Here is a 23662-nt window from a genome sequence, read left to right as displayed (position 1 = left end):
ATGGAAAATATTTTAGAAGTCACGGGATTGAATAAAAACTATCCGAATTTTTCCCTGAAAGATGTTTCATTTGCATTGCCGGATGGATGCATTACCGGATTCATCGGGAAAAACGGAGCGGGAAAAACAACCACACTCAAATCTATTTTAGATTTAGTTCCCAGGACATCCGGCAGTATCAAATGGTTTGGAATGGATCTATATACAAATGCAAAAGAGATAAAAGAACGTATAGGGATCGTTCTTGATAATGGGGGTTTTTATGATGAATTAACCTTGTCAGAGATGAAGAGTATTATAGCTTCTGCATACAGATCATGGAATGAAAAGGAATACAAAATGTATCTTGAGCGCTTCTCACTCAATCCAAAACAGAAGATCAACACCTTGTCAAAGGGTATGCGGATGAAATATGCTCTGGCACTTGCTTTGTCACATGAAGCAGAAGTATTGATCATGGATGAGCCAACCAGTGGTCTTGATCCGCTTATTCGAAATCAACTGTTAGTAATTCTGAAAGAATTTATGGATAATGGGGGACGTGGCGTATTCTTCTCCACACATATAACATCTGATCTGGACAAGATTGCAGATATGTTGATCATGATCGACAGAGGACAGATTATTTTTCAGGAGGAGAAGGATATTTTACTGGATAGTTACAGAATTGTAAAAGGTGACAGAAAAGATCTGAGTGCCGATGCAGAAAAACTGCTTATGAATATAGATCAGACACCTTTTGGATTTACTGCTATTACAAGAAATGCTGATGAAATCAGAAAGCTCATGCCGGATAGCATACTTGAACGGCCATCGATAGAAGATATCATGCTCTGCAATGTGAAAGGAGGCAAATAAATGTTATTTCAATTAGTGAAAAAGGACTTTTTGATCGTAAAAAAATATGTACTGCTTATGGTTGCTGTATGCATCCTGTTTCCAATATTTTTAATGTCACGTTTAACAGAATATGCCGGTATATTAGGTTATGTTTTAGTAACGGTTGTTTCAATCTTCATGCTGCTGCAGTATGTCTCTATAAAAGAAACACAATATCCGAAAGCGTTAACATTGCTGTGTGCGCTGCCATTTTCTAGAAAGAGCGTTGTGTTATCCAAATATATCTTCTGCATCGTGATATATGCTGGCTGCAGTCTTATTTTCTGGCTTGAAGCCCTTATATTTCCGACGCTTCAAACGGTAAGCTATAAGATACCTGTTATACTGTTTTTGATTCTTTCTATTTGTTTAGGTATTTATTTCCCGATACAATTCAAGTTAGGCTATGAAAGAACAAAGATGTTTTTCGTAGTGGTTATTATGGCATCTCCAATCGGATTTGCTCAATTTTTGAAAATGACAGAAAATCTGAATATAGAATTTCTTTCAAATATCACCCCGGCACTTCTGCTGATTGGAAGCTTCATTATAAGTGCGGTAATCTTAATAATATCTTCCATTATTTCTATAAAGATTTACAGCAAGGCAGAATTGGTATAACGACCTGTGTGATATAGTCTGACGTATGTGTACCACGGTTTGGAGGCCCTTCTAAATAGATACTGCGGAATTTACCGGTGGTTTCAATGGCATTTGCCTGCACATATTCATTTAGAGCCGTGATGGCAGCGCCGATTCCTTCATAAGCACCACGGTAATAGATGCACAGAGCAGAGGTTTCGGCAAATTCTGTGCGTTCTTCTCCGATGAAATCTTCTTCGACAGGAATACAGCACAGCAGATCCAGACCGGTAGCTGCCTCATCCATTCGCACGGTGAACATACGGGCAGACATGGACAGCTTTCCGGTTCGGGCTGCAGCGATGTATGTATCACGCAGTTTGACTGCGGCATCTTTGGCGTCTGTACATTGATATCTGCGACAGAAGCAGACCTGTTGCGGAAGACGTACCTGATGGATGCTCAGATCCCCCAGCTTAGCTGCCCGTAATTGAAGCAGATGTATATTTCGGTCTAATGTGGCACGCATGTCCATCAGTCGTTCCAAATGATGATCAAGATTTTCCGTATCATAATAATATTCCCGGATCTCGGCAAGGGAAAGTCCGAGAGTCTGCAAGGAACGGATGGAGCGGATCTGTGTCATGTTATCCGCAGTATAATAGCGGTATCCGCTATTTTCATCCTTGATGGCCGGTTCCAGCAGCCCCATTTCTTCATAACCTAAGATAGTTTTTCTGGTTACTCCTAAAATCTTTACGATCTCCCCTATTTTAAATAAATTTTCGCCTTGCTTTTTCATATATAACCCTATTTTCTGCAAATCTGACTTGTGATAATGTTCCTTTGCTTGACTCGTCCCTTAGGGTACGATTTAAAATAATCATAACAAATTGTTCGGAGCTTTACAAGGAGAATGCGTATGAGGATGAAAAATAGAATGAAAAAAAGAATTGCCGTTATGCTCTCCGGAGCATTGACATTTAGTATGGCGGCAGGAATGATACCGGGAAGAGTATCACGTGTACAGGCAGAGAATGATACAGCTGACAGTAAACCGGCTGTGGCATATTATGCGACAAAGGAACAGCTGATGGATGACACATTCGCGCCGGATGCGGATGGAAAACCCAAAAATATCGGAAAACTGGAGTTTGGCAACCGCAAGGAAGGAAAAAGCTGGATACCACAGACATGGTATGTTCTTGGTGCCGACAGCGGTATAGAGGGGGATAATACGGTTGTTTTTGCTGCTGAACCGATGCTTGTTGGATCTCAGTTTAACAGAGATAAGCAGGATAGAAACTATTATGCAACAGATGGCGCCTATACCGGAGGAAATCCAAGGACGGTATCTGCCAGCCACTATGGGGCAAGCTTATTGCGGGAAGCCCTACAGGAAATGAGCGAAGATAGTTACAGTGATGAAAAATCATATTTTACCAGAGAAGAGAGAAAATTATTACAGAAAACTACGGTAACGACAAAGGACATAAAGAATAATAAAGATTATACAACTTCGGACGAGCTATATGCATTAAAAGGGGAAGTCGGCGAGACAACACTTCGGGCCGGAAGTAATGATGATAAAGTACTGGCGATGGATCCGTATTGGCAATATGGTCGCTATAGCAGTTTCTGGCTGCGTTCCGCTTACAGTACAGATAAAATACCGGTGGCGGTAAGTGTTGCAAGCATGGGATCGCAGGTTAGTTACAGTCAGAATATTACAGCTTTGTACAGCAGCTCATATGCGATACGCCCGGCGGCGAATCTGGATATGTCCGATGTCTTTTTTGCATCATCGGTTCCGGCGGGCTATGGAGCAGCATTAGATTTAAAAGATTATGATGCAATGACACTCAGATTAGATGGAAAATCGAAAGGAATGGATATTGGTACCGTTGAATACAATCCGGATCAGGGTGTGATAAAAGCAGAGAAAGGAACCATCGGAAACCAGTATGATGGATATGGTGATCTGTATTATGGGGGCGTTGACTATGGAGATTCCTACTATCATGTATATCTGGTTATACAGGGTGGAGATGACACTGATCCATGGAGTTACGGAGAATATATCACAGGACTGGAATATATAGATACAGCAGATATCCAATCCGAACTGGCAAAAAGAGGTGTTGAGACAGGTGATATCGATTTAAAGGATTGCAAGATCTGGCTGGAAACAACCGGCTGGTTTTATAACATGACATATGCTGTTGCAGCAACCGAGACGGAAGAAAATCTGGATTCCGAGATTGCATTTGCAAGCGTCAGAGACATTGATGAACCGAAAGCGGGAGTGCTGTTAGATACTTCAGCCACATGCAGCTCGACAGGAGTAAGCACGACGATGCCGGCTGTTATATGGACACCGAATGATACGACGGCAGGATATAACACAAGTTATACAGCAAGTATAACGCTTGCTGCAAAGAAGCATTATATTTTTTCGGAATCTGTGACGGGAAGGGTCAATGGAAATAAGGCCAATGTGAAAAAGAATTCCGACGGAACACTGACATTGACATACACATTTCCGAAAACCGCTGCGCAGACACCATCTGAACCGGAACATAAGCATTGTGTGTGCGGAACAAATAATACGACCGTGGGTGATCATACCTGTGATACGGCCCGGACCTGGACTGGTGTTTCTGATCTGTCTGAGATTACGGGCAGTGGATACTATTATCTGACAGAAGATATTGTATTAGATCGATATATTACAGATGATAACAGTTACACATGTTATGGATGGGTTGCTCCGGATAATGCAGTACTCTGTCTGAACGGACACAGCATTACAATGAAGAATCCGGAGGAAAGTGCTGTTGATAAAACACAGGAAGTTAATAAATATTATGATGGTTATGTAGATACGATAGATGTTGAACATCATTTCACGCTTACAGACTGTAAGGCAGGAGATGCGCAGGGTAAAATCGCCCATGCAAGCAACAAGATGGGAAGAGCGATTGATGTTCGGGGCGGTACATTTGATATGTATGGTGGAAAGATATCCGAAAATGCATCTGAATATGATATTGGTGGAAGTGGTGTAGTTATTCGTACAGGCAGAAACTACAGTACAGACGGCACCTTTAATCTGTATGGGGGCGAGATCAGCGTAAATAAATGTAAAATCGGTGGCGGTGTAAGTGTCTTCGGTGGAACATTTAATGTATATGGTGGAAGTATTACGAAAAATATTGCCGACAGTACGTTTGGTCTGGGTAGTGACCTCGGACATGGCGGCGGAGTATATGTCAGTGCGGGTGATACGTTCCATATGACCGGAGGAACCATAACCGGAAACACATCTGATAATACAGGAGCAGGCGTGTATGCCGGTGCTTATGCTTATTATGCTGGATCAGCATCGGCGAAAACGGATGTCTCCGGAACAGCAACGATTATTGATAACAGAAATAATGGCAAGGCTGATAACATCTGCCTGGTAAATGCGGCAGCTGACGGAAAAACGGCTAATTCGGTAATCGAGGTTCGAGGTAATATGACCGGGAAGATCGGTATAACGTATAAAGGGGCTTCTGATGCAGATATGCCGGTTCTTGTGGCCACCGGTGTAGTCGCAGACAAGGATTACAGCGGAATTATTATGAGCGATAATGAGGCTTACAGCATTATACATGATAACAGTGATATGACCAGACTGCTTCTGAAACCTAATGCTGCTCCGATATCGGTACCTGTGATCACTACACAGCCGCAGACAGCCGTTGTAAAAGCAGGTCAGACAGCAACCTTTACTGTGGAAGCAACAGGTGAGGAATTAGTATATCAGTGGCAGATCGACAGGAACGATGGAAATGGATTTGTAGACATTACCGGAGCTGCAAACACAAGTTATACAACAGGCGAGACGGATAAGGATTGTAATGGATTCCGGTATCGGTGTGTGATCAGTAATTCTGCCGGATCGGTAATGACAGAAGAGGCAGGATTAACCGTGCAGACAGAACCGGAAGCAAAAGATAAACTTATAAGCATTACCGCACCGGGCTCGATTGCAGTTGCAAATGGTACTGCATATGCAGATATGCAGCTCCCGACATATGTCAATATAGTGACAGAGAAGGGAACAGCCGATCAGGCAGTTGTTACATGGGATACTGAATCGCCTGTAGATGGAAGCTATGACCCTTCAGTTCTGACAGAGCAGACCGTAACATTAAAGGGTGTGGTTACCTGTCCGGATAAAGTGGATCCGAATGGTATGGATCTTACAACCGGTATAACGATTACGATCAGTGCGGCCGGTATCGTTGGAGCGCCTGTGGCATCGGTAGAAGCCGGAACTTATACAAAGAATCAGAGTGTAGCACTTACATCTACGACAGATGGGGCAAAGATTTACTATACAACAGACGGAAGTACACCGGCAATCGAGAATGGGGCACCGATTGGAACAACATTGGAATATACAGATCCAATTTCCGTTACAGGAGTGGAAGGACAGAGTATTACAATGACGATTACAGCGATTGCAGTAAGATCTGATATGCAGGATAGTGAAGCAAAAGCATTTACTTATACGATCGCAATTCCGAACCCAACACCGGTTGTAGAAGCTCCGATAATCAGTGCACAGCCGCAGTCAGCCTCTGTGAAAGCCGGAGAAAAAGCAACATTTACAATTACGGCAACCGGTACTGATGTTACATATCAGTGGAAAATAGACAGAAACGATGGAAATGGTTTTGTAGATATTAGCGGAGCAAATAATGCAAGTTATATAACAGGTATGACAGATAAGACTTGTAACGGATTCCGGTATCAATGTATGGTAAGCAATTCAGCCGGTGCTGTTACAACAGATACGGTAACACTGACCGTTACAGAGGAACCGACAGAGGAACCAACAACAGAGCCGACAGAGGAACCGACAACAGAGCCAACAGAGGAACCGACAACGGAACCGACGACAGAACCGGAGACGGCACCGGTTCAGTACAAGATTATTGAAGGAGCAAACAGCTCCTGGATACAGAATTCAGATGGAAGTCTTGTGATCAAAGGTGATGGAGAGATTTCGAAGTTTCGGAATGTGAAAGTAGACGGTGTGGTTGTAGATAAAAAAAATTATACAGTTACAGAAGGGTCGACGATCATTACATTTAAGGCAGATTACCTTAAGACATTATCGGTTGGTAGCCATACATTTGAGATTATCTGGACAGATGGATCAGCAAGTACAAGTTTTACAATAGTCAAGAATGCATCGGATACAGATGATAAGCAGACAAAGACAGGGGATGATTTTGATCTGACGCTTTGTATAGCTCTCCTGATGGCATCACTTACAGGGGCTGTGGTAACGTTGGACAGGAAAAGGAAACATAACAAGTAAAAATATCTGTTAATATAAAGAATACTACAGAATAAATTTAAACAGGTTTTACCGACAATGAAATGTTGGTAGAACCTGTTTTCAGTTTTGAGATGACCTGTGTTATAATGAATATTAATTTATTTATAGTTGCAAAAGAAAAAGGAGATGCATAACATGTGGTCTGTGACCAGAATAGATGAAGCAGATTATGGCTGTGAGGAGCGGATGCCCGGTGAACCACTTATGGTGCTGGTAACGATCGAAAGTGACGATGGCAGGATGTGCCGGTTTGAGTGCGCGGAGAACTGGCTCATACAGCAGGGCATAGATGAAGGTGACGAGTGGCCGGAAGATATCGAACAGGTGGAAGCGGACAGAAAGCATATCGACCGGATGACAGAGTGGATGAATAAATATTACGAAGCTGTGGCAGAGATGGAAGATTTGTTTGATGCGGAGTGAAGGATGATCTGGTGCTTACCGGATTTAAAGAAACTGAATGGATGGAGAAGCTGTAAAAATAATGGCTATTAGTAATAGAATGTGCTAATATAAAGAAAAATAGGGGGGATGAAGACGTGACAGACAAAGAATTTCAAAGATTATTACAGATTGAAAAAATATTTAAAAAGTATCCTGTTGAATTGCCTAATAATGGGAAAAGTGAGACTTATGACTTAGAGAGTAAAAACTTTAAGGATAAGTTTTATCTGGATGTAGATAGAAGTGGGAGAATTGAATTATTAAAATTCAAAATACAAAATAGATATGCAATCACCAGATTACCACTTGTCAGAATAGATATTGATTCACCACCGCATATAAATCCAGATGGGACGAAGATATCCAGAAATCATATACATATCTTTAGAGAAACAGATAATGACACAGGAAATCTTCCATGGGCATATGATTTAGAAAATTTTGAAGGAATAAATTTTGATAAGAACAATATTAATTTTATGAATGTTTTTTCCGATTTTTGCGGATATTGTAATATAAATATAGAAAATGTGCAGGGTGTGATATGATGAGTGTGCAACATGATATAGATTTTGGAAAACAGTATTTGGACTGGTTAAAACAAAATATTGATCAATATAAGGTGAATAGTACTACTTATAGAATAACATTGCCTTTTTTAGATAGAAATAATGATTGTATAGAATTATATATCATTGAACAGGGGGATGGCACATTTTATATTACAGATGATGGAGCGACGATTAGAGATCTACAGTTGGGCGGATTTGATCTGGATAGTGGTGTCAGGAGAATGACAATACTTAATTCTATTATTTCCTCATATGGTGTAACAAAAACAGAAACAAATGAATTAACAGTGAACTGTACAACCAGTGATCTGCCATTAAAGAAACATATGCTGGCGCAATGTATGGTAAAAATAAGTGATATGTTTTACTTATCAAGAAATAATGTTCAATCTGTTTTTTTAGATGATGTTCAGAAGTTTTTTGATGCAAATGATGTAAGATATATTGATAATATATGTCTGACAGGAAAAAGCAAATTGACAACGCATTATGATTTTGCAATAGCGCGTTCTAAAAAATCTACAGAAAGATTTATTAAGGTTGTTAATAATATGGATCTGAATGCAGCCAGAAATATTATTTTTGCGTGGAATGATACGAAGGATATGCGTCAGCGGGAAGCAAAGTTATATGCATTTATTCAGAATACAGATAGAAAAGTATCAGATGATGCGATAGGCGCTTTGAAAGAATATGGAATAAATCCAGCGTTATGGACAGAAAAGGATCATTATATTCAGGAATTGACAGCATGAGTTGAGAATGAAGAAAGACAGAAAAGAGAGGACTTATCATGCAGATAATGAATGCAACAGAAGAAGATAAAGATGAACTGCTGGCTTTATACCATGCGATGATCGGGGGACCATGTGAGTGGAGCGAGACCTATCCGGATGAGAACACGATCGCATTTGACCTTAAGAATGAAGACCTGTTTGTGATGAAGAACGATGCAGGAGAGATCATTGCGACGATCTCAATCGACCATGACGATGCCGTGGAGTCGCTCACCTGCTGGCATGAAGATCAGGCACCGTCGGGAGAATTGTCCAGACTCTGTGTAAGAAAAGATATGCAGGGGCAGGGAGTTGCAAAGCAGATGATGAATTATGCCGGTGATGTGTTAAAGAACAGGGGAATGAAAGGAATCCATATTCTGGTTCGGGAAGGTCATGTGGTAGCACTCTCGACATATGCAAAGATTGGATTTAGAACTGTCGGGGAATGTGATCTGTTTGACAAACATTTCATTTGTATGGAGAAGAAATTCTAAGACAAATTACGGACATAAAAATTATATCAGTCAGGAAATATAGCACTGCGTTCCGGTGTTTGCCGCAACGCCTCAAACTCGCTATTTTCCTGGCTTTTTTCATGATTTTTCTTGCCTGAAACGCTTGTGAAATCAGGTGCTTTTTGATAGAATGACTGCAAATATCTTCCCTGAGGAGGGAAGCAGATGGAGGACAAAATTATGAGGAAAAAATTAGGGATTTTTCTAAGTTTATGGCTGTGTATCAGTATGATATTGCTGCCATTTGCCAGCACACAGGTAAGTGCTGCAGAAGCAAACATGGCAACATTGAATTTTGATGGGGCATCTATTGAAAATGGAAAAGCAATCTTTGTTATTGAGGATGACTGTAAAGTAAGGCTGACATTATGTACGAGAGACTGGGATACGGGCAGTTACACAAATTGTTCGATCGATAAAAATAACATGCAGGTCGATTTGGAAGATAAAGACTATTATCTGCAAGTAGCTATGGTTCTGGATGAATCTTCAATGGATGGGCTGCTTGGAGTTTCAACGGCGGGACTACGGCTATATATCAATAACGTATCACATGATGTCAGTCGAAATTCTTATGTAAAGATTGATGGATATGTATTCAGCGGTGATCTAAATATCAAAATTACAAGAGAGACATCACCATCACCTAATCCCGGTTACCCGGATGATATTCAGATCATGGGAACCAATGATGGATTTGGAATGGAAATTTATCTGAATTCAGCGAAGATCGGAGCTGAGAGCAGTCAGATACAGGGAACTGGCAAGGGATATGCGTCCGGTGAAATCTATAATCTGCTCAGGATCCAACTGGCATTTGGAGATGGAGATATCGGGACGGTCACAGTAAATGGAAAGGCAATCACATTGCCGGAAGGAACGAAGGATACAGTGGAATTCACGATTGCGCCTGCCAGTGAATATGTGATCAAAGTTACAAAGAAGCCGACGATCATACCAAGAACTATTATATGGGCCAAAGATAAAACAGGTAATAATGGATTGAAAGATTATGAGCTGTTAAAGAATGGAACGCTTGAGATCCTTGAGATCAAAAATCCGGACGGAACATCGATTGGTTTAGATGGTGTTAAGCAGGACACCAATTATGGATGGGCAAGTGTTATACCGAGTTCAGAAATTATTCTCCGGGCAGTACCGGAATATGGATATCAGCTTGGATCGATAACGATAAATGGTCAGTCTTTAACGCCTTTGTCAGATGCATCTACATTTTCATATACAATGCCGGATGAAAATGTACATATCAGCGGCATATTTACAAAGGCAGAAGATCAGGTAGAGCTTAAGACAGATAAAGTGAAAAAAGCATTGATCCAGCTTGCAGAAAATGAGATCACGTCAGGAAACAATAGACTGACGATCAAGGATGCAGTTCTCACACAGCAACAGCTTGAGGCTTTTAAAAAGGCAGCAGGTGATTATCACATCACCGGGTATTTTGATATCAAGCTGGCACAGATCCTGTATAAGAATACAGTAGCAAATTTGTGGGTAAATAATATAGAGACATTGAAGAAACCGGCAAAGGTATCCCTTCAGATAGAAGCCGACTGGGAACCTGCAAACAGTGAGCTGGCAGTTATTCATGAGAAAAAGGATGGAACCTATGAGATTATTCCTGCTTCTTTTGATGTGGCAACTAAAATGGTGATGTTCCAGACAGATGGATTTTCAAATTATGCAATCGCATATAAGAAGGTTGAGACGACAACAGAGGATCAGACAGGAGCAACGACTGAGGATCCATCGGAGGATACGACCGGGGATGTAACAGAAGCTTCAACAGAAGAAACAACAGAACCGGAAACAGAGACCACAACCGGAGAGACAACAGAAGTTACGACGGAAAATTCTTCAGAGGGCACAACAACAGACCGTACAGAAGATGGAACAGGCAGCACGACACAGAGTGGTGATGGAGATACAACAGAAGTGAAAAAAGATGATAAGATAGCATCACCCAAGACAGGAGATGATATGAATCTGGCTGTGCTTTATATTCTGCTTGCAGTATCAGGAATGGGATGTCTGTATACGATCCGAAAACGGTAATCTGGTATTGGTAACAGGTATAGTAGTAGTTCTCTTATTTGAAAAATAATGTAGAACAAATTGTGTAAATAATCTTGACCTTTATAAAATAACAGCGTTATAATAACGCTGTTATTTTATATTGCATATAAATGCAAATACTGATCAAGGTGTGGTTTATGAGAAAAGAATCAGAAGGAGTAACGGAAAATTTACTTGCCAGTGCCAGAAAGGAATTCTTACAATATGGATTTCATGATGCCAGCCTGCGGAGAATATCGGCAGACAGTGGTGTCAGCACGAATTCGATCTATACAAGATTTGGTGACAAGAGCGGATTGTTTACGGCAATTGTAAAAGAAGCCGCAGATGAGTTAATGGCGATTTATTCTGACAGCATAAAGAAAGCAGGAGAAGCGACAGATATCAGCCGGGCGGAGGATGCCGGAGATGAAGGAACGGATCTTGTACTGGAATATATTTACAGACATCAGGAAGAATTCAAACTGATCTTCTGCTGTTCGGCGGGAACAGAATATGAGACATATTTTGACAGGCTTGCGGCAAAGGAAGAATACTATTATAAACAGTTTGTGAAGCAGTTTTCGGATGGAGGACATCCGATAGATGATTTTTTTATCCATGTATATTGCAGGAACGGATGGCAGTATGTGTATGAACTCATCACACATGATAAGAGCTATGAAGAGGCAAAAGAATTTATGGCAAATGTCAGAGCATTTAACTATGCGGGCTGGCAGGCGGTGATCGGAATGAAGTTCTGATAATAGGGACTGTTGCATGAAATACAACATGCATCAGTCCTATAAAAATAAATATAGGTTAGCAAATACTAACTTTAGTAACAGGAGGTTAACTATGAAAGAAAAGAAACAAAGCGCATTGTCCAGACTCATGGGCATAGCAGGAGGGCATAAGTATTTTACCTATGCGTCCTGTGTTCTTGCGATCCTTTCTGCTTGGATCGCATTGATACCATTTTATGATATCTGGCGTATTATGAAAGAGATCCTTGAGGTTCGACCGGATTTCGCAGATGCGACACATATCAAAACCTATGGTTGGCAGGCCGTTGGATTTGCTCTGTTTGCAATGGTTGTCTATATTGCCGCACTGATGTGCTCCCATATTGCAGCTTTTCGTGTGCAGGCAAATATGAGAACCGCTATGATGGAGCATATCATGAAGCTGCCGCTTGGCTACGTTGAGAAAGAAGGAACCGGAAAGCTCCGTAAGGTTGTAAATGATTCAAGTGCAGCAACAGAGACTTTCCTCGCACATAACCTTCCGGATAAAGTAGTTTCCGTTGCAACGCCGGTTGGACTGTTAGTGGTGATGTTCGTATTTGACTGGAGACTGGGAATTGCCAGTCTGATTCCTGCGGTTCTGGCATTTATCATGATGGGAACATTGATGATGGGACCAAAGATGGCAGAGGATATGAAGCAGTATCAGAATGCACTTGAGACCATGTCTTCCGAGGCAGTTGAGTATGTAAGAGGTATTCCGGTTGTTAAGACCTTTGGACAGACGGTGTACTCATTCAAGAAGTTCAAAGCGGCGATCGATGATTATGAGAAATGGACGCTTGATTACACCAAGGGGATGATGAAGCCGATGGTTCTGTTTACAATGTCAGCAAATGGAATCTTTGCAGCACTGATCATTGTTGCTTACATTCTGGGTGGTAATCATGTAAGTAATACATTTGTATTAAACCTGATCTTCTATATCCTGATCACTTCGGTTCTTACAACTACACTGATGAAGATTGCCTATGCAGGCGAATCCCAGATGCTGGTGGAGGATGCATTACAGAGAATGGATGATATTCTAAATGCAAAGCCTCTGGTAAATACAGAAAAGCAGGAGATACCAAAGGATGCATCGATCACGATGGAGCATGTTACATTTGCCTATGATGAAGCAAAGAAAAATGCAATTGACGATATATCCATGAAGATTCCGACCGGTGCACATATCGCTTTCGTTGGACCATCCGGTGGTGGTAAGACGACATTGGCATCTCTGGTTGCAAGATTCTGGGATGTAAAGGATGGCAGCATAAAGATCGGTGGTGTGGATGTTAAAAATATTGACACTAAGAAACTGATGGAAGAAGTATCGTATGTATTCCAGGACAGCAAGCTGTTAAAGATCAGCATATTGGAAAATATAAGAATGGGCAGACCGGATGCGACTGACGAAGAAGTTATGCAGGCACTTTCCGCTGCTCAGTGTATGGATATCATAGAGAAGTTCCCGGCTGGGGTACATACGATGATCGGCTCCAAGGGAATCTATGTATCCGGTGGTGAAGCACAGCGGTTATCGATCGCAAGAGCATTTCTTAAAAATGCACCGATCCTGATCTTAGACGAAGCAACGGCATTTGCCGATCCGGATAATGAGCGTCTGGTTCAGAAAGCGTTTGAGAATCTGGCAAAGGATAAGACGGTTATCATGATCGCGCATCGCCTGTCAACCATAACGGATGCGGACTGCATCTATGTGCTGAAGGATGGTAAGATCGCAGAGAACGGAACACATGAGGAGTTGTCCGCAAAGGACGGAACCTATACCCATATGTGGAAGGAATATAACAAATCTGTCAACTGGCAGGTAGGAAGGAAAGGTGAAACAGCATGATAGAAAAATTAAAGCACAAATATGCCCTGTCCGAAAAGGGCGCAAATGCTATGGTTCGCGCCTTTGCAGCAGTTACGATCTCCAATCTGGTGCTGATGCTCCCGGTGGGACTGTTATATCAATTAACTTCCTATCTGTTGGAGAACCGTGTTCCAAAGGATAAACTGGCATTCTTTATTATTGGAATCATTGTAACTTTATTGTTAATTGTAATATCAACAGGTTTTCAATATAATTCGACTTTCTATTCGACCTATGTAGAGAGTGGAGTCCGTCGAAGAACACTTGCAGAAAAGTTGAGAAAGCTTCCGCTTTCTTTCTTTGGCAAGAAGGATCTTGCAGATCTGACAAATACGATCATGTCCGACTGTGCATTGATCGAGACAGCAAGCTCACACTGGATTCCTGAGCTTGTAGGTGCATTTATATCTACAACACTGATCGTGATCGGTTTGTTTTTCTATAACTGGAGAATGGCGCTGGCGGCTGTATGGGTTATGCCGGTAGCATTTGCCATCGTTGGTTATTCAAAGACAGTTATGGGTAAGGTCCATGAGAAGACAATAACCTATAAGCTTGCATGTCTGGATGGGATACAGGAAGGTCTGGAAACGATCCGTGATCTTCGTTCCAATAATATGGCTGATTCTTATATGGAGGGCCTGAATAAAAAGATCAAGGATGTCGAGCATTATGCGATCGTATCCGAATTTGCAAATGCAGCATTTGTCTGCTCCGCACAGATGATCTTAAAACTTGGTATCGGGACAGTAGCACTTGTTGGAAGTATTCTTCTGGTTGATGGCAAGATCAGTGTACTGACGTTCTTTGCATTTCTATTGGTTGTAACCAGGATGTATGAGCCGCTTCAGATCTCACTTCAGAATCTGGCTGCCGTTATCAGTATCAATAAGAACTGTGAGCGTATGGATGAGATCCTGTCTCATGATGAACAGACAGGAAGAGAAAATCCGGATAATAAGGGATATGACATCGTATTTGACCATGTGGCATTCTCCTATAAGGACGGAGAACAGGTGCTTTCCGATGTCAGCTTTACGGCAAAGCAGGGTGAGGTCACAGCCCTGATCGGACCATCCGGCGGGGGTAAGACAACGGTTTCCAGACTGGCAGCAAGATTCTGGGATAACAATGCCGGTACGATCACGGTCGGCGGAATGAATGTTCTGGAAATTGATCCGGAGCAGTTATTGTCCTTGTATTCGATCGTATTTCAGGATGTTACATTGTTCAATAATACAATTATGGAGAATATCCGGATCGGTAAAAAGGATGCGACCGATGAAGAAGTTATGGCAGCAGCAAAGCTTGCAAACTGTACAGACTTCATCGAGAAGCTTCCGGATAAATGGGATACCATGATCGGTGAAAACGGTTCCGAGTTGTCCGGTGGTGAACGTCAGAGAATCTCGATCGCAAGAGCGTTCTTAAAGGATGCGCCGATCATTCTGATGGATGAAGCAACCGCATCTCTGGATGTAGATAATGAGTCGGTTATTCAGGAATCTATCTCCAAGCTGATCCGGAATAAGACGGTACTTATCATTGCACATAGAATGCGTACGGTAGATGGTGTTGATAAGATCGTTGTGTTGAAGGATGGCGTAGTTGCGGAGCAGGGGACACCTGCGGATCTGAAAGCCAGGAACGGCATCTACAAGCATATGGTTGACCTCCAGCTGCAGTCTGAGCAGTGGAAATACAATTAAGGTTATGAAAAATTTGGAGTCGGTGGGATATATATATTTATTACGCAGAGCACTTTCGTTCGATTATTACGTAGCGGTACTAAACTCATCACCAGATGGTGATTCGTTAAGGACCGACGTAATAATAGGTCTGCTTCATAAAATATATATCCCTCCGGCTTCAAATTTTTTAGGCGTTAGTTCATCATACCAATCGTTTGTATTTCCACTGCTCTATGTTAGTTTTGGTTTGAATGAGAATGAGTTGCAGTTTAGATTAAAATAGGGTATGTTGAGTATATAATTATGTAGAATATAGAATAGTGTAAAATATAGAGTAGTGCAAAATACAGAGTAGTGCAGAATATAGAGTAATGCAGAAATTTTGAATAAGAGAATGTATAATAAATTACAGGGCTATAGGAGGTTGGTGATTATGGCGAAGATTGATACCAGGGAGATACAGATACCATCGATATTAAAGGTGGAGAAAGATCTGCTCAGACGGATCGGGGGTTATCTTGCAGATGAGGGAATCTACAAGGTTGTGATCCTGTTTGGCAATGGGTTGATCGATATGTTTGGACATACGGTGATGGAGGGTATGTCAGACAGCGGTGTTGAGGTGCTCCAATATATGGAGATGGATACCGTTCGGATCGACGATCTGGTGCAGCTTGCATTTTCATTCCCGAATACAGCACAGGCAGTGCTTGGTATCGGAGGCGGTAAGGTGGTTGATGCGGCCAAATATTGTGGCTTCTTAAGAAAACTGCCATTTATCAGTGTGCCGACGTCGGCATCCAGTGATGGATTTTCCAGTGCCAGCGCATCTCTGATCGTGGAGGGACGACGCAAATCCGTACCGGCAGGGATCGCATATGGAATCTTTGCAGATATCGATGTGATAAAGGGGGCACCGGAGGCATTTCTGTTTTCCGGTATCGGTGATATGGTATCGAAGATCACGGCACTTTATGACTGGAATTTTGAAGAAGCACATGGACATGGTTCGGTAAATGACTTTGCGATGATGATATCGAAGAAGGCGGTCAACAGCTTTGTGCGGACACCGTTTAAAGACATTCACGATGAACGGTTTATCAAAGAACTATTAGATTCTCTTGCCATGAGCGGTGTGGCAAATGAGATTGCAGGAGACAGTGCGCCGACCAGTGGAAGTGAGCATCTGATATCACATGCATTGGATCAGATGTTGGAACGTCCGCAGCTTCATGGTATTCAGGTCGGAGTTGCAACATATCTGATGAGTGTTGTTCAGGATCACAGATATGAGCGGATCAATACGGTATTTACAGATACCGGATTTTGGGATTATGTGAAGACAGTCGGCATGAAGCGGGAAGATTTCATCCGTGCGATCGAAAAAGCACCGGCTATAAAACCATTCCGGTATACTTATCTTCACGAAGAACAGTACCGAAAGAAAGCGATAGAAGTATTGCAGTCAGACACGAAGCTGTCAGAGGTTTTACAGGCATAATTTGTGTCAGGGACGGATAAGCGAAGGAGGGAACAGTATGACATACGAACATTTTTTAGAGGAATACAGACGAAAACTCCGCACACCGGAGGAAGCGGTTTCCGTTGTAAAAGATGGTGACTGGGTGGATTATACCTGTTCACTTGGAAAGCCGGAGATCCTGGATCGTGCATTGGCGAAACGTAGAGACGAGCTGTTTGATGTTAAGATCCGTGGTAATCTGATCTCAGGGCCGATCGCAGTTGCAGAATGTGATGAGAGTCAGGAGCATTTTACTTATCACAGCTGGCATTGTTCAGCATATGAGCGGTCGTTATGTGATCGTGGACTCTGTTATTATATTCCGATGGTATTTCATAATAATGCAGCATATTATGAGTATTTTCTTAAGGTAAATGTAGTTATGCTCAGTGTGTCACCGATGGATCGGCATGGATATTTTAATTATTCGGTCAATACCGGAGTGGCAGCACCAATCGTGCGTGCGGCAGATATCGTGATCGTAGAGATCAATGAGAATCTTCCGAAGGTTCGCGGCGGTTATGATGAGTGTATCCATATTTCGGATATTGATTATATCGTGGAAGGAGAGCATGAACCGTATCCGGATATGCTGATGCCGGAGCCGACTGCAGTTGATCGTAAGATTGCGGAACTGATCATTCCTTATATCGTGGATGGAGCAACCCTGCAGATCGGTATTGGAAGTATGCCGAATGCACTGGGGGATATCATTGCGGAGTCTGATCTGAAGGATCTTGGTATGCATACGGAGCTTTGCAGTGATGCATATCTGAAAATGTATCTGGCGGGAAAGCTCACGAACAAATACAAGCAGATCGATCGTGGAAAAGGAGTATTTGGTTGTGCGGTCGGAAGCAAGAACCTATATGATTGGATTGACGATAATCCGGGAGTTGCGGCATATCCGTTAGAGTACGTGAATCGTCCCGGAGTGATCGGTGAGATTGATAACATGGTTTCCATCAATAGCTGTGTTGCTGTTGATCTGTATGGTCAGGTGGCAGCGGAGAGTGCAGGTGTCAGACAGATATCCGGAACCGGTGGACAGCTGGATTTCCTCGTTGGTGCATCTGCATCTAAGGGAGGTAAAGCATTTATCTGCATGAGTTCTGTGTACAAGGACAGTAAAGGGGTGGTTCATTCAAGAATTCATCCACAGTTTAATGGCGATATCGTTACTTCTCCAAGAAGTCAGGTTTATTTTCTGGCAACAGAATATGGGGTTGTGAATCTGGAAGGCCGTTCAACATGGGAGCGGGCTGAGGCTCTGGTATCGATCGCACACCCTGATTTCAGAGATGAATTGATCAGGGAAGCGGAAGCAAGAAAGATTTGGCGGAGATCCGGCCGGAGATAGACGACGGATGGCGAAATTGATATATGTCATATATCAGATGGTTGATAACAGGGGGCTAACTTAGAAGAAAGGCGAAGATAATGGTTGTGCATAGCTCCACTTTTCTTTTATAATGGCAGTATAATAATATACAGATATAAGAGGCAGAGATGAAGATAACATTAGCGGCTACATTACGTCATTATGATAAGAAAAATTTCATAAAGGATCTTCTTGCAGGTATTATTATCATGGCAGTATCCATTCCAATCTCCATGGGATATGCACAGATTGCCGGACTTCCTGCGGCCTATGGACTGTATGGTTCGGTATTTCCAATCTTGATATTTGCTCTGTTCTCGACATCGCCTCAGTTTATTTTTGGAGTGGATGCAGCTCCGGCAGCCCTTATTGGGTCGGCATTGTTAAGCCTTCATATAGAGAGTGGATCAGAGGAGGCAATGGCGGTTGTTCCGGTACTGACCTTCTTTGTGGCATTGTGGCTTCTGGCGTTTTATATTATGAAAGCAGGAAAACTGGTCAACTATATATCGGCACCGGTTATGGGCGGATTCATTACCGGAATCTGTACGACTATTATACTAATGCAGGTACCGAAGCTGATGGGAGGATCGGCAGGAACCGGAGAGTTTTTTGAGCTGGCAGAACATATTATAAAGACAGCCAAAGATATCAATTGGCAGTCGGTGGTACTGGGACTTGCGGCTCTTGTGCTATTGCTGATATGTAAGAAGCTGATCCCAAAATTCCCGATGGCGGTTCTTTTGATGATAGCCGGGGCAGGCATGACATACCTGCTTCCTATAGAGGACTGGGGTGTACAGACACTTGCATCTGTTGATACCGGACTCCCACGCTGGACGGTTCCGGATTTTAGTGTGATATCGATCCGTGAGGCTGTAACGATCAGCCTGTCGGTAGCAGTCGTTATAATGGCGGAGACACTTCTGGCGGAGAATAATTTTGCGCAGAAGAATGGTTACCGGATCAATGATAACCAGGAGATTCTGGCATTTTCAATGGGGAATTTCCTTGCGGCATTTACCGGTTGTTGTCCGATCAATGGCTCGGTATCAAGAACGGCAATGGGAGAACAGTATCAGGCAAAGACACAGCTTACCGGTATCATAGCAGGTCTTTCCATGATCGTTGTTCTGGTCTGTGCAACCGGATTTATCGGTTATCTTCCGGTTCCTGTGCTTACAGCCATTGTGATATCAGCGTTGCTTGGAGCAACGGAATTTGATCTTGCGGCAAGACTCTTTAAAGTCAGCCGTACAGAATGCCTGATCTTTTTCGGGGCATTCTTTGGTGTGCTGTTACTTGGCACGATCAACGGTGTATTGATCGGCATTCTTCTTTCGTTTACAGAGATGATCATACGGACAGCCAAGCCTGCAAGATGTTTCCTTGGAATCCAGCCGGGTCATAAGCATTTCCGGGATCTGAAGGAGAGCAGCCAGATCCATGCAATCTCCGGTGTACTGATCTATCGGTTCAGCAGCAATCTGTTCTTTGCGAATATACAGATCCTCCAGAGAGATATTGAAGATCATATCACGCCTGAGACAAAGGCGGTTATCATAGATGCCAGTGGAATCGGCAGTATCGATATAACAGCGGCTGACAGGATCGCCATGTTATATCAGTCGTTAAAGGATAAGGGAATCCGTTTCTACATGACAGAACATATCGCAGATGTGAATGAACAGCTGCGTAAGCTGGGACTTGGTTATCTGATTGAGGAAGGCTGTGTCAGACGAACAGTACATATTGCCTTAAAGGATATGGGAATTAAGCGACCATATCCATTAGAGGGTGATGTAGACAATCAGCCGAGAAGTGCGTCCAGAAAGCGTGCAGATAACAGGGTTCAGGAATTTGTCTGGGCGTTTGGAGCGGAGAGTGAAGATGAGATAGAGAAGCAGATCAGACTTCAGATCGAGCATTTGAAACAGACCGGAGATGTTGATGAGCTTTTGCATGGAAGCTGGTCACATATGGAAGCTATGGATGAGGATGAGTGGTTAGAGCATCTGGAAGAGCATCTGAAGGAGATCGTTCATATATCAGGTAAGGATGAGAAAACGATTGCCAGACGCTTCGAGGAGCATCGTAGAGAGATCCATGACCGTATTGCAAAGGAACATCCGGAGCTTGCGGAGAAGTTTAAAGAACGAAGACATTTGCTGGATGAGCATTTGAAAGAAAAACATCCTGAGGTTTATGAGTTGGTCGTAAAACTCCGGGAGAAAGATAATTAATAAAAATAACAAAATAATAATTCTGTCATATATTGTACTATACCTGAATATAAGAAAGGAAGAGAGCAATTTATGGCACAGTTTACCAATCAGGCACAGCTTCGCTATGGTAATTCCATAGCAAATTCCAATATAGCAGTCGGAGAACTGCTGGAGGTATTGTCAGCAAGCAAGACCGCAGTCAGAAAGACATATGGTCAGAATGATACCGTAACGTATATTATAACGGTTGTAAATTCCGGTACGACTGCATTTAATGGTCTGACAGTTACAGATAATCTGGGCGCATACACATTTGGAACAGAAACACTGACTCCGCTCACTTATATGGCTGATAGTGTGAAATATTATGTAAATGGAGTGCTTCAGTCAACACCGGTTGTTGTTGCAGAACCATCACTTGCAATTTCAGGACTGACAGTTCCTGCAGGGGGCAATATCACAGTTGCTTATGAGACAGAGGTGAATGCATTTGCACCGATGGATGCAGCAGGAACGATCACGAATACAGCAGTTGTATCCGGTGGTGGTATTACTCCGATCACGGTAACAGAGACGATCGATACAGAGAGTACGCCGATCCTTACAATCACGAAGTCTGTAAGTCCGGTTCCTGTAACAGAAAACGGAACATTAACCTATACTTTCCTGATCCAGAATGCAGGAAGTGCACCGGCAGATATCGGAACCGATGCGGTGATAGTGGATACCTTTAATCCGCTTTTGTCAAACCTTGCAGTATCCTTTAATGGAACGGCATGGGCAGAGACAACAAACTATACCTATGATGAGACAACAGGAGTGTTTACAACGATTGCGGGTCAGATCACAGTTCCGGCTGCAACCTATACACAGAATCCGGCTACCGGTGTATGGACGGCGGATCCGGGTGTCAGTACATTGGTTGTAAAAGGCACGATCTAGGGATTTTCTGTATGCAGAATTGCGTTGAGCAGACAGACGAAAGTCTGTAGTGACATTATATAATATTGTAAGACTACAAAGGCGGCTGCTTCTTTGACCTGTAAGAAGCAGCCGCCTGTCTATAAATTACCCCTCATATGAATAAAGTGAACATCAAATGATGTAACAATAAAAACAATTAAATATTACCATGCTGATGTACAAAAAACCAGAAGTGGCATTTATAAAGTTGAATCTGCCACTCGATTTTCATTTTCAGAAATCAGCTTTTGTATCTCATTTCTGACAAGGGTATTATCTAAAACATAATCTTCAAAATCTACCGAGTGAAAGGTATAGGTTAAAGCATGAATAATATCTGGATCAGATACACAGATAATAAAATCCAGTTCTTTATTTGGAACAAGCAGGGCGTACTGATCCGTATATAAAAGAAATGCCCAGTTATCCGATACCGGAATTTTTTCGGTATCAAGGACAAAGAGGTTCCGGTCAAGCCGTGCTTTTAACTGTTCCAGAGCATTGATAATATCCGGCGTATCTGCTTCCACATAGAACCCGGATTCGTAAATCACATGATTTCTTGCAAATTCCCGGATGCCGTCCAGTGTGATGCCCTCACTGGCATTCATTTGCTGCATGAAATGAAAATGCTGTTTTAGGGTTTCCTTGAATTCTTCAGGAACATATTTCTCAACCAGATCATCGGTCACCATCAGGCAGGCACCGGGATGCTTCTGGATAAAGATCACTTCTTCTGCAGGAATGGATCTTGCCTGAAACTGTGGAAGCTCCTTCTGGCTGAAGCTGGAAAGAAATGGTTTCGCATGGTCAAATACGGAAGCAAATTCTTTACGCATAAATCCGATAAGGCTCGGATCGGTCAACAGACAACCTTTGTTGGCATCGGCATTCAACAGCAGACAGGTGTCATCCGTTATGATATAGAAAGGGAAAAGTACACCGGAGTTCTTGCTGACTTTTTGTTCATTGGAATAATAGTAAATGTTATAGGTGATGTTGGGTTCTTTTGTAAGAATCGATTCTAACAGCGTGGCAAATCCGTCCAGTTTTTCAGTGATGTCATCCGGATTTTTTGTTTGGAAATGCAGTATCTGGGAAATTGTTGCATTTTGAAATTTCCCAGAAGTGATAAGTGAGTGAATGTTGGAAAACAGTTTGATCCGTGATGACAGGTCGAACGGAAGTGATACCTGTAAATGATTGTTTTCTTTTTTACTGGCGTGTATTAAGAATTTAGTCAGACCACAGATGATCTCATCCGTGGAGTGATAAAGTATAGTCCCTGTGGCAGTCTGTGACTGAGCTGTATCAACCGGATTGTCAGATAGTTTATTTTTTAATTCCTGTGATAAAGGAAGTATCTGGTGGCTGGATGCTTTTGCATCAACACCTGATGCTCCAATGACATTTAGACATTTCTCTGTGAATTTCAGGTAATGATAATTGGTCTCGCCCAGCCGTTCCAGATAAAAGGCATCATATAAAGCCATCTCATCGGCAGCAGATATATCAAGCTGGCGGATAATACTTGTAATCTGATCTTTTGTGGGAATACGTTTGCCGCTCAAGATCTGATAGAAGCTTGAACGGTCGATCCCGGTTTCATTGATCAGAGAATTTTTGGTTACAGGTTGTGAATCTATAATTGAATTTAATAATTTATGAAAAGACATGCAGTTATACCGGCAATAACTTTAGATTAGTAAAACATGGAAGTAAATATGTAATGTTAAGCCGATCTTCCTCCTAACAATAGTATTTACATCTGTATAGTTTAACTGAAAACGTAATATGTGTCAACATCATTGCGTGTAACAAGAGAAGACAAGTGTAGTTTTCTACTGATTCAACAAGAACTGGGAGTATAAATCATACTGCATATTTGTTGGCTATAAGAAAAACTTATAGCCAGTCAAATATATATCCTATAACTTAAATAGGATATAATGGTTGACAACCGGA

The 23662-nt window shown here is 42.2% G+C and carries 17 protein-coding genes; 15 read left to right on the top strand and 2 right to left on the bottom strand.

Going from position 1 to position 23662, the window contains the following annotated elements:
• Positions 1-858 carry an ABC transporter ATP-binding protein gene (locus tag GT641_RS07095; protein ID WP_161117164.1) on the top strand — a complete coding sequence of 286 codons (858 nt, stop codon included), beginning with the start codon at positions 1-3 and terminating at the stop codon, positions 856-858.
• The gene (locus GT641_RS07090) at positions 859-1500 is read left to right on the top strand and encodes an ABC-2 transporter permease (protein ID WP_161117163.1); all 642 of its coding nucleotides are present in this window, start codon (positions 859-861) and stop codon (positions 1498-1500) included. It abuts the gene before it with no gap.
• Here GT641_RS07090 and GT641_RS07085 read toward each other — a convergent pair.
• The gene (locus tag GT641_RS07085; RefSeq protein WP_161117162.1) at positions 1466-2263 is read right to left on the bottom strand and encodes a MerR family transcriptional regulator; all 798 of its coding nucleotides are present in this window, start codon (positions 2261-2263) and stop codon (positions 1466-1468) included. The genes GT641_RS07090 and GT641_RS07085 overlap by 35 nt on opposite strands.
• A gap of 138 nt (positions 2264-2401) precedes the next feature.
• Here GT641_RS07085 and GT641_RS07080 point away from each other — a divergent pair, with 138 nt between their 5' ends.
• From GT641_RS07080 to GT641_RS07020, 13 genes are all read left to right on the top strand, one after another.
• Complete coding sequence (locus tag GT641_RS07080; protein WP_161117161.1) at positions 2402-6838, top strand: chitobiase/beta-hexosaminidase C-terminal domain-containing protein; 4437 nt, start codon at positions 2402-2404, stop codon at positions 6836-6838.
• 156 nt (positions 6839-6994) lie between these two features.
• Entirely contained in the window at positions 6995-7282 is a 288-nt protein-coding gene (locus GT641_RS07075) for a hypothetical protein (protein ID WP_243143712.1), read from the top strand.
• A 116-nt stretch (positions 7283-7398) separates the two neighbouring features.
• On the top strand, positions 7399-7851 hold the full coding sequence (locus tag GT641_RS07070) for a hypothetical protein (protein ID WP_161117159.1): 453 nt from the start codon (positions 7399-7401) through the stop codon (positions 7849-7851).
• A complete protein-coding gene (locus GT641_RS07065) occupies positions 7848-8630 on the top strand; it encodes a DUF1828 domain-containing protein (RefSeq protein WP_118662435.1) in 783 nt (260 codons plus the stop codon). The genes GT641_RS07070 and GT641_RS07065 overlap by 4 nt, the downstream gene beginning before the upstream one ends.
• A gap of 38 nt (positions 8631-8668) precedes the next feature.
• The gene (locus GT641_RS07060) at positions 8669-9148 is read left to right on the top strand and encodes a GNAT family N-acetyltransferase (RefSeq protein WP_161117158.1); all 480 of its coding nucleotides are present in this window, start codon (positions 8669-8671) and stop codon (positions 9146-9148) included.
• Between the two features lie 201 nt (positions 9149-9349).
• Positions 9350-11245, top strand: coding sequence for a hypothetical protein (locus GT641_RS07055; RefSeq protein WP_161117157.1), 1896 nt, complete (start codon positions 9350-9352; stop codon positions 11243-11245).
• A gap of 158 nt (positions 11246-11403) precedes the next feature.
• Positions 11404-12009 carry a TetR/AcrR family transcriptional regulator gene (locus tag GT641_RS07050; RefSeq protein ID WP_243143711.1) on the top strand — a complete coding sequence of 202 codons (606 nt, stop codon included), beginning with the start codon at positions 11404-11406 and terminating at the stop codon, positions 12007-12009.
• Positions 12010-12103: 94 nt separating this feature from the next.
• Positions 12104-13894, top strand: a complete 1791-nt coding sequence (locus GT641_RS07045; protein ID WP_161117155.1) for an ABC transporter ATP-binding protein — start codon at positions 12104-12106, stop codon at positions 13892-13894.
• Positions 13891-15624 carry an ABC transporter ATP-binding protein gene (locus tag GT641_RS07040; RefSeq protein WP_161117154.1) on the top strand — a complete coding sequence of 578 codons (1734 nt, stop codon included), beginning with the start codon at positions 13891-13893 and terminating at the stop codon, positions 15622-15624. The genes GT641_RS07045 and GT641_RS07040 overlap by 4 nt, the downstream gene beginning before the upstream one ends.
• A 415-nt stretch (positions 15625-16039) precedes the next feature.
• Entirely contained in the window at positions 16040-17107 is a 1068-nt protein-coding gene (locus tag GT641_RS07035) for an iron-containing alcohol dehydrogenase family protein (RefSeq protein ID WP_192919814.1), read from the top strand.
• Positions 17108-17144: 37 nt separating this feature from the next.
• Positions 17145-18488: an acetyl-CoA hydrolase/transferase C-terminal domain-containing protein gene (locus tag GT641_RS07030; protein ID WP_008402129.1), complete on the top strand. Its 1344-nt coding sequence runs from the start codon at positions 17145-17147 to the stop codon at positions 18486-18488.
• 149 nt (positions 18489-18637) lie between these two features.
• The gene (locus GT641_RS07025; protein WP_161117153.1) at positions 18638-20752 is read left to right on the top strand and encodes a SulP family inorganic anion transporter; all 2115 of its coding nucleotides are present in this window, start codon (positions 18638-18640) and stop codon (positions 20750-20752) included.
• A gap of 72 nt (positions 20753-20824) precedes the next feature.
• Positions 20825-21676, top strand: a complete 852-nt coding sequence (locus tag GT641_RS07020; RefSeq protein ID WP_161117152.1) for a DUF11 domain-containing protein — start codon at positions 20825-20827, stop codon at positions 21674-21676.
• Between the two features lie 221 nt (positions 21677-21897).
• Here GT641_RS07020 and GT641_RS07015 read toward each other — a convergent pair whose 3' ends face one another.
• A complete protein-coding gene (locus GT641_RS07015; RefSeq protein WP_161117151.1) occupies positions 21898-23373 on the bottom strand; it encodes a hypothetical protein in 1476 nt (491 codons plus the stop codon).
• Positions 23374-23662 lie beyond the last annotated feature (289 nt).

Source organism: Clostridium sp. BIOML-A1, assembly GCF_009874105.1.
Classification (GTDB): Bacteria; Bacillota; Clostridia; order Lachnospirales; family Lachnospiraceae; genus Coprococcus.
The sequence above is the reverse complement of the archived record's forward strand: the minus strand, read 5'-3'. Positions and strand labels throughout refer to the sequence as shown.

Coding starts and splice junctions, on each gene's coding strand:
- GT641_RS07095 (WP_161117164.1), top strand. CDS start 1: ATGGAAAATATTTTAGAAGTCACGGGATTGAATAAAAACTATCCGAAT.
- GT641_RS07090 (WP_161117163.1), top strand. CDS start 859: ATGTTATTTCAATTAGTGAAAAAGGACTTTTTGATCGTAAAAAAATAT.
- GT641_RS07085 (WP_161117162.1), bottom strand. CDS start 2,263: ATGAAAAAGCAAGGCGAAAATTTATTTAAAATAGGGGAGATCGTAAAG.
- GT641_RS07080 (WP_161117161.1), top strand. CDS start 2,402: ATGAAAAAAAGAATTGCCGTTATGCTCTCCGGAGCATTGACATTTAGT.
- GT641_RS07075 (WP_243143712.1), top strand. CDS start 6,995: ATGTGGTCTGTGACCAGAATAGATGAAGCAGATTATGGCTGTGAGGAG.
- GT641_RS07065 (WP_118662435.1), top strand. CDS start 7,848: ATGATGAGTGTGCAACATGATATAGATTTTGGAAAACAGTATTTGGAC.
- GT641_RS07060 (WP_161117158.1), top strand. CDS start 8,669: ATGCAGATAATGAATGCAACAGAAGAAGATAAAGATGAACTGCTGGCT.
- GT641_RS07055 (WP_161117157.1), top strand. CDS start 9,350: ATGAGGAAAAAATTAGGGATTTTTCTAAGTTTATGGCTGTGTATCAGT.
- GT641_RS07050 (WP_243143711.1), top strand. CDS start 11,404: ATGAGAAAAGAATCAGAAGGAGTAACGGAAAATTTACTTGCCAGTGCC.
- GT641_RS07045 (WP_161117155.1), top strand. CDS start 12,104: ATGAAAGAAAAGAAACAAAGCGCATTGTCCAGACTCATGGGCATAGCA.
- GT641_RS07040 (WP_161117154.1), top strand. CDS start 13,891: ATGATAGAAAAATTAAAGCACAAATATGCCCTGTCCGAAAAGGGCGCA.
- GT641_RS07035 (WP_192919814.1), top strand. CDS start 16,040: ATGGCGAAGATTGATACCAGGGAGATACAGATACCATCGATATTAAAG.
- GT641_RS07030 (WP_008402129.1), top strand. CDS start 17,145: ATGACATACGAACATTTTTTAGAGGAATACAGACGAAAACTCCGCACA.
- GT641_RS07025 (WP_161117153.1), top strand. CDS start 18,638: ATGAAGATAACATTAGCGGCTACATTACGTCATTATGATAAGAAAAAT.
- GT641_RS07020 (WP_161117152.1), top strand. CDS start 20,825: ATGGCACAGTTTACCAATCAGGCACAGCTTCGCTATGGTAATTCCATA.
- GT641_RS07015 (WP_161117151.1), bottom strand. CDS start 23,373: ATGTCTTTTCATAAATTATTAAATTCAATTATAGATTCACAACCTGTA.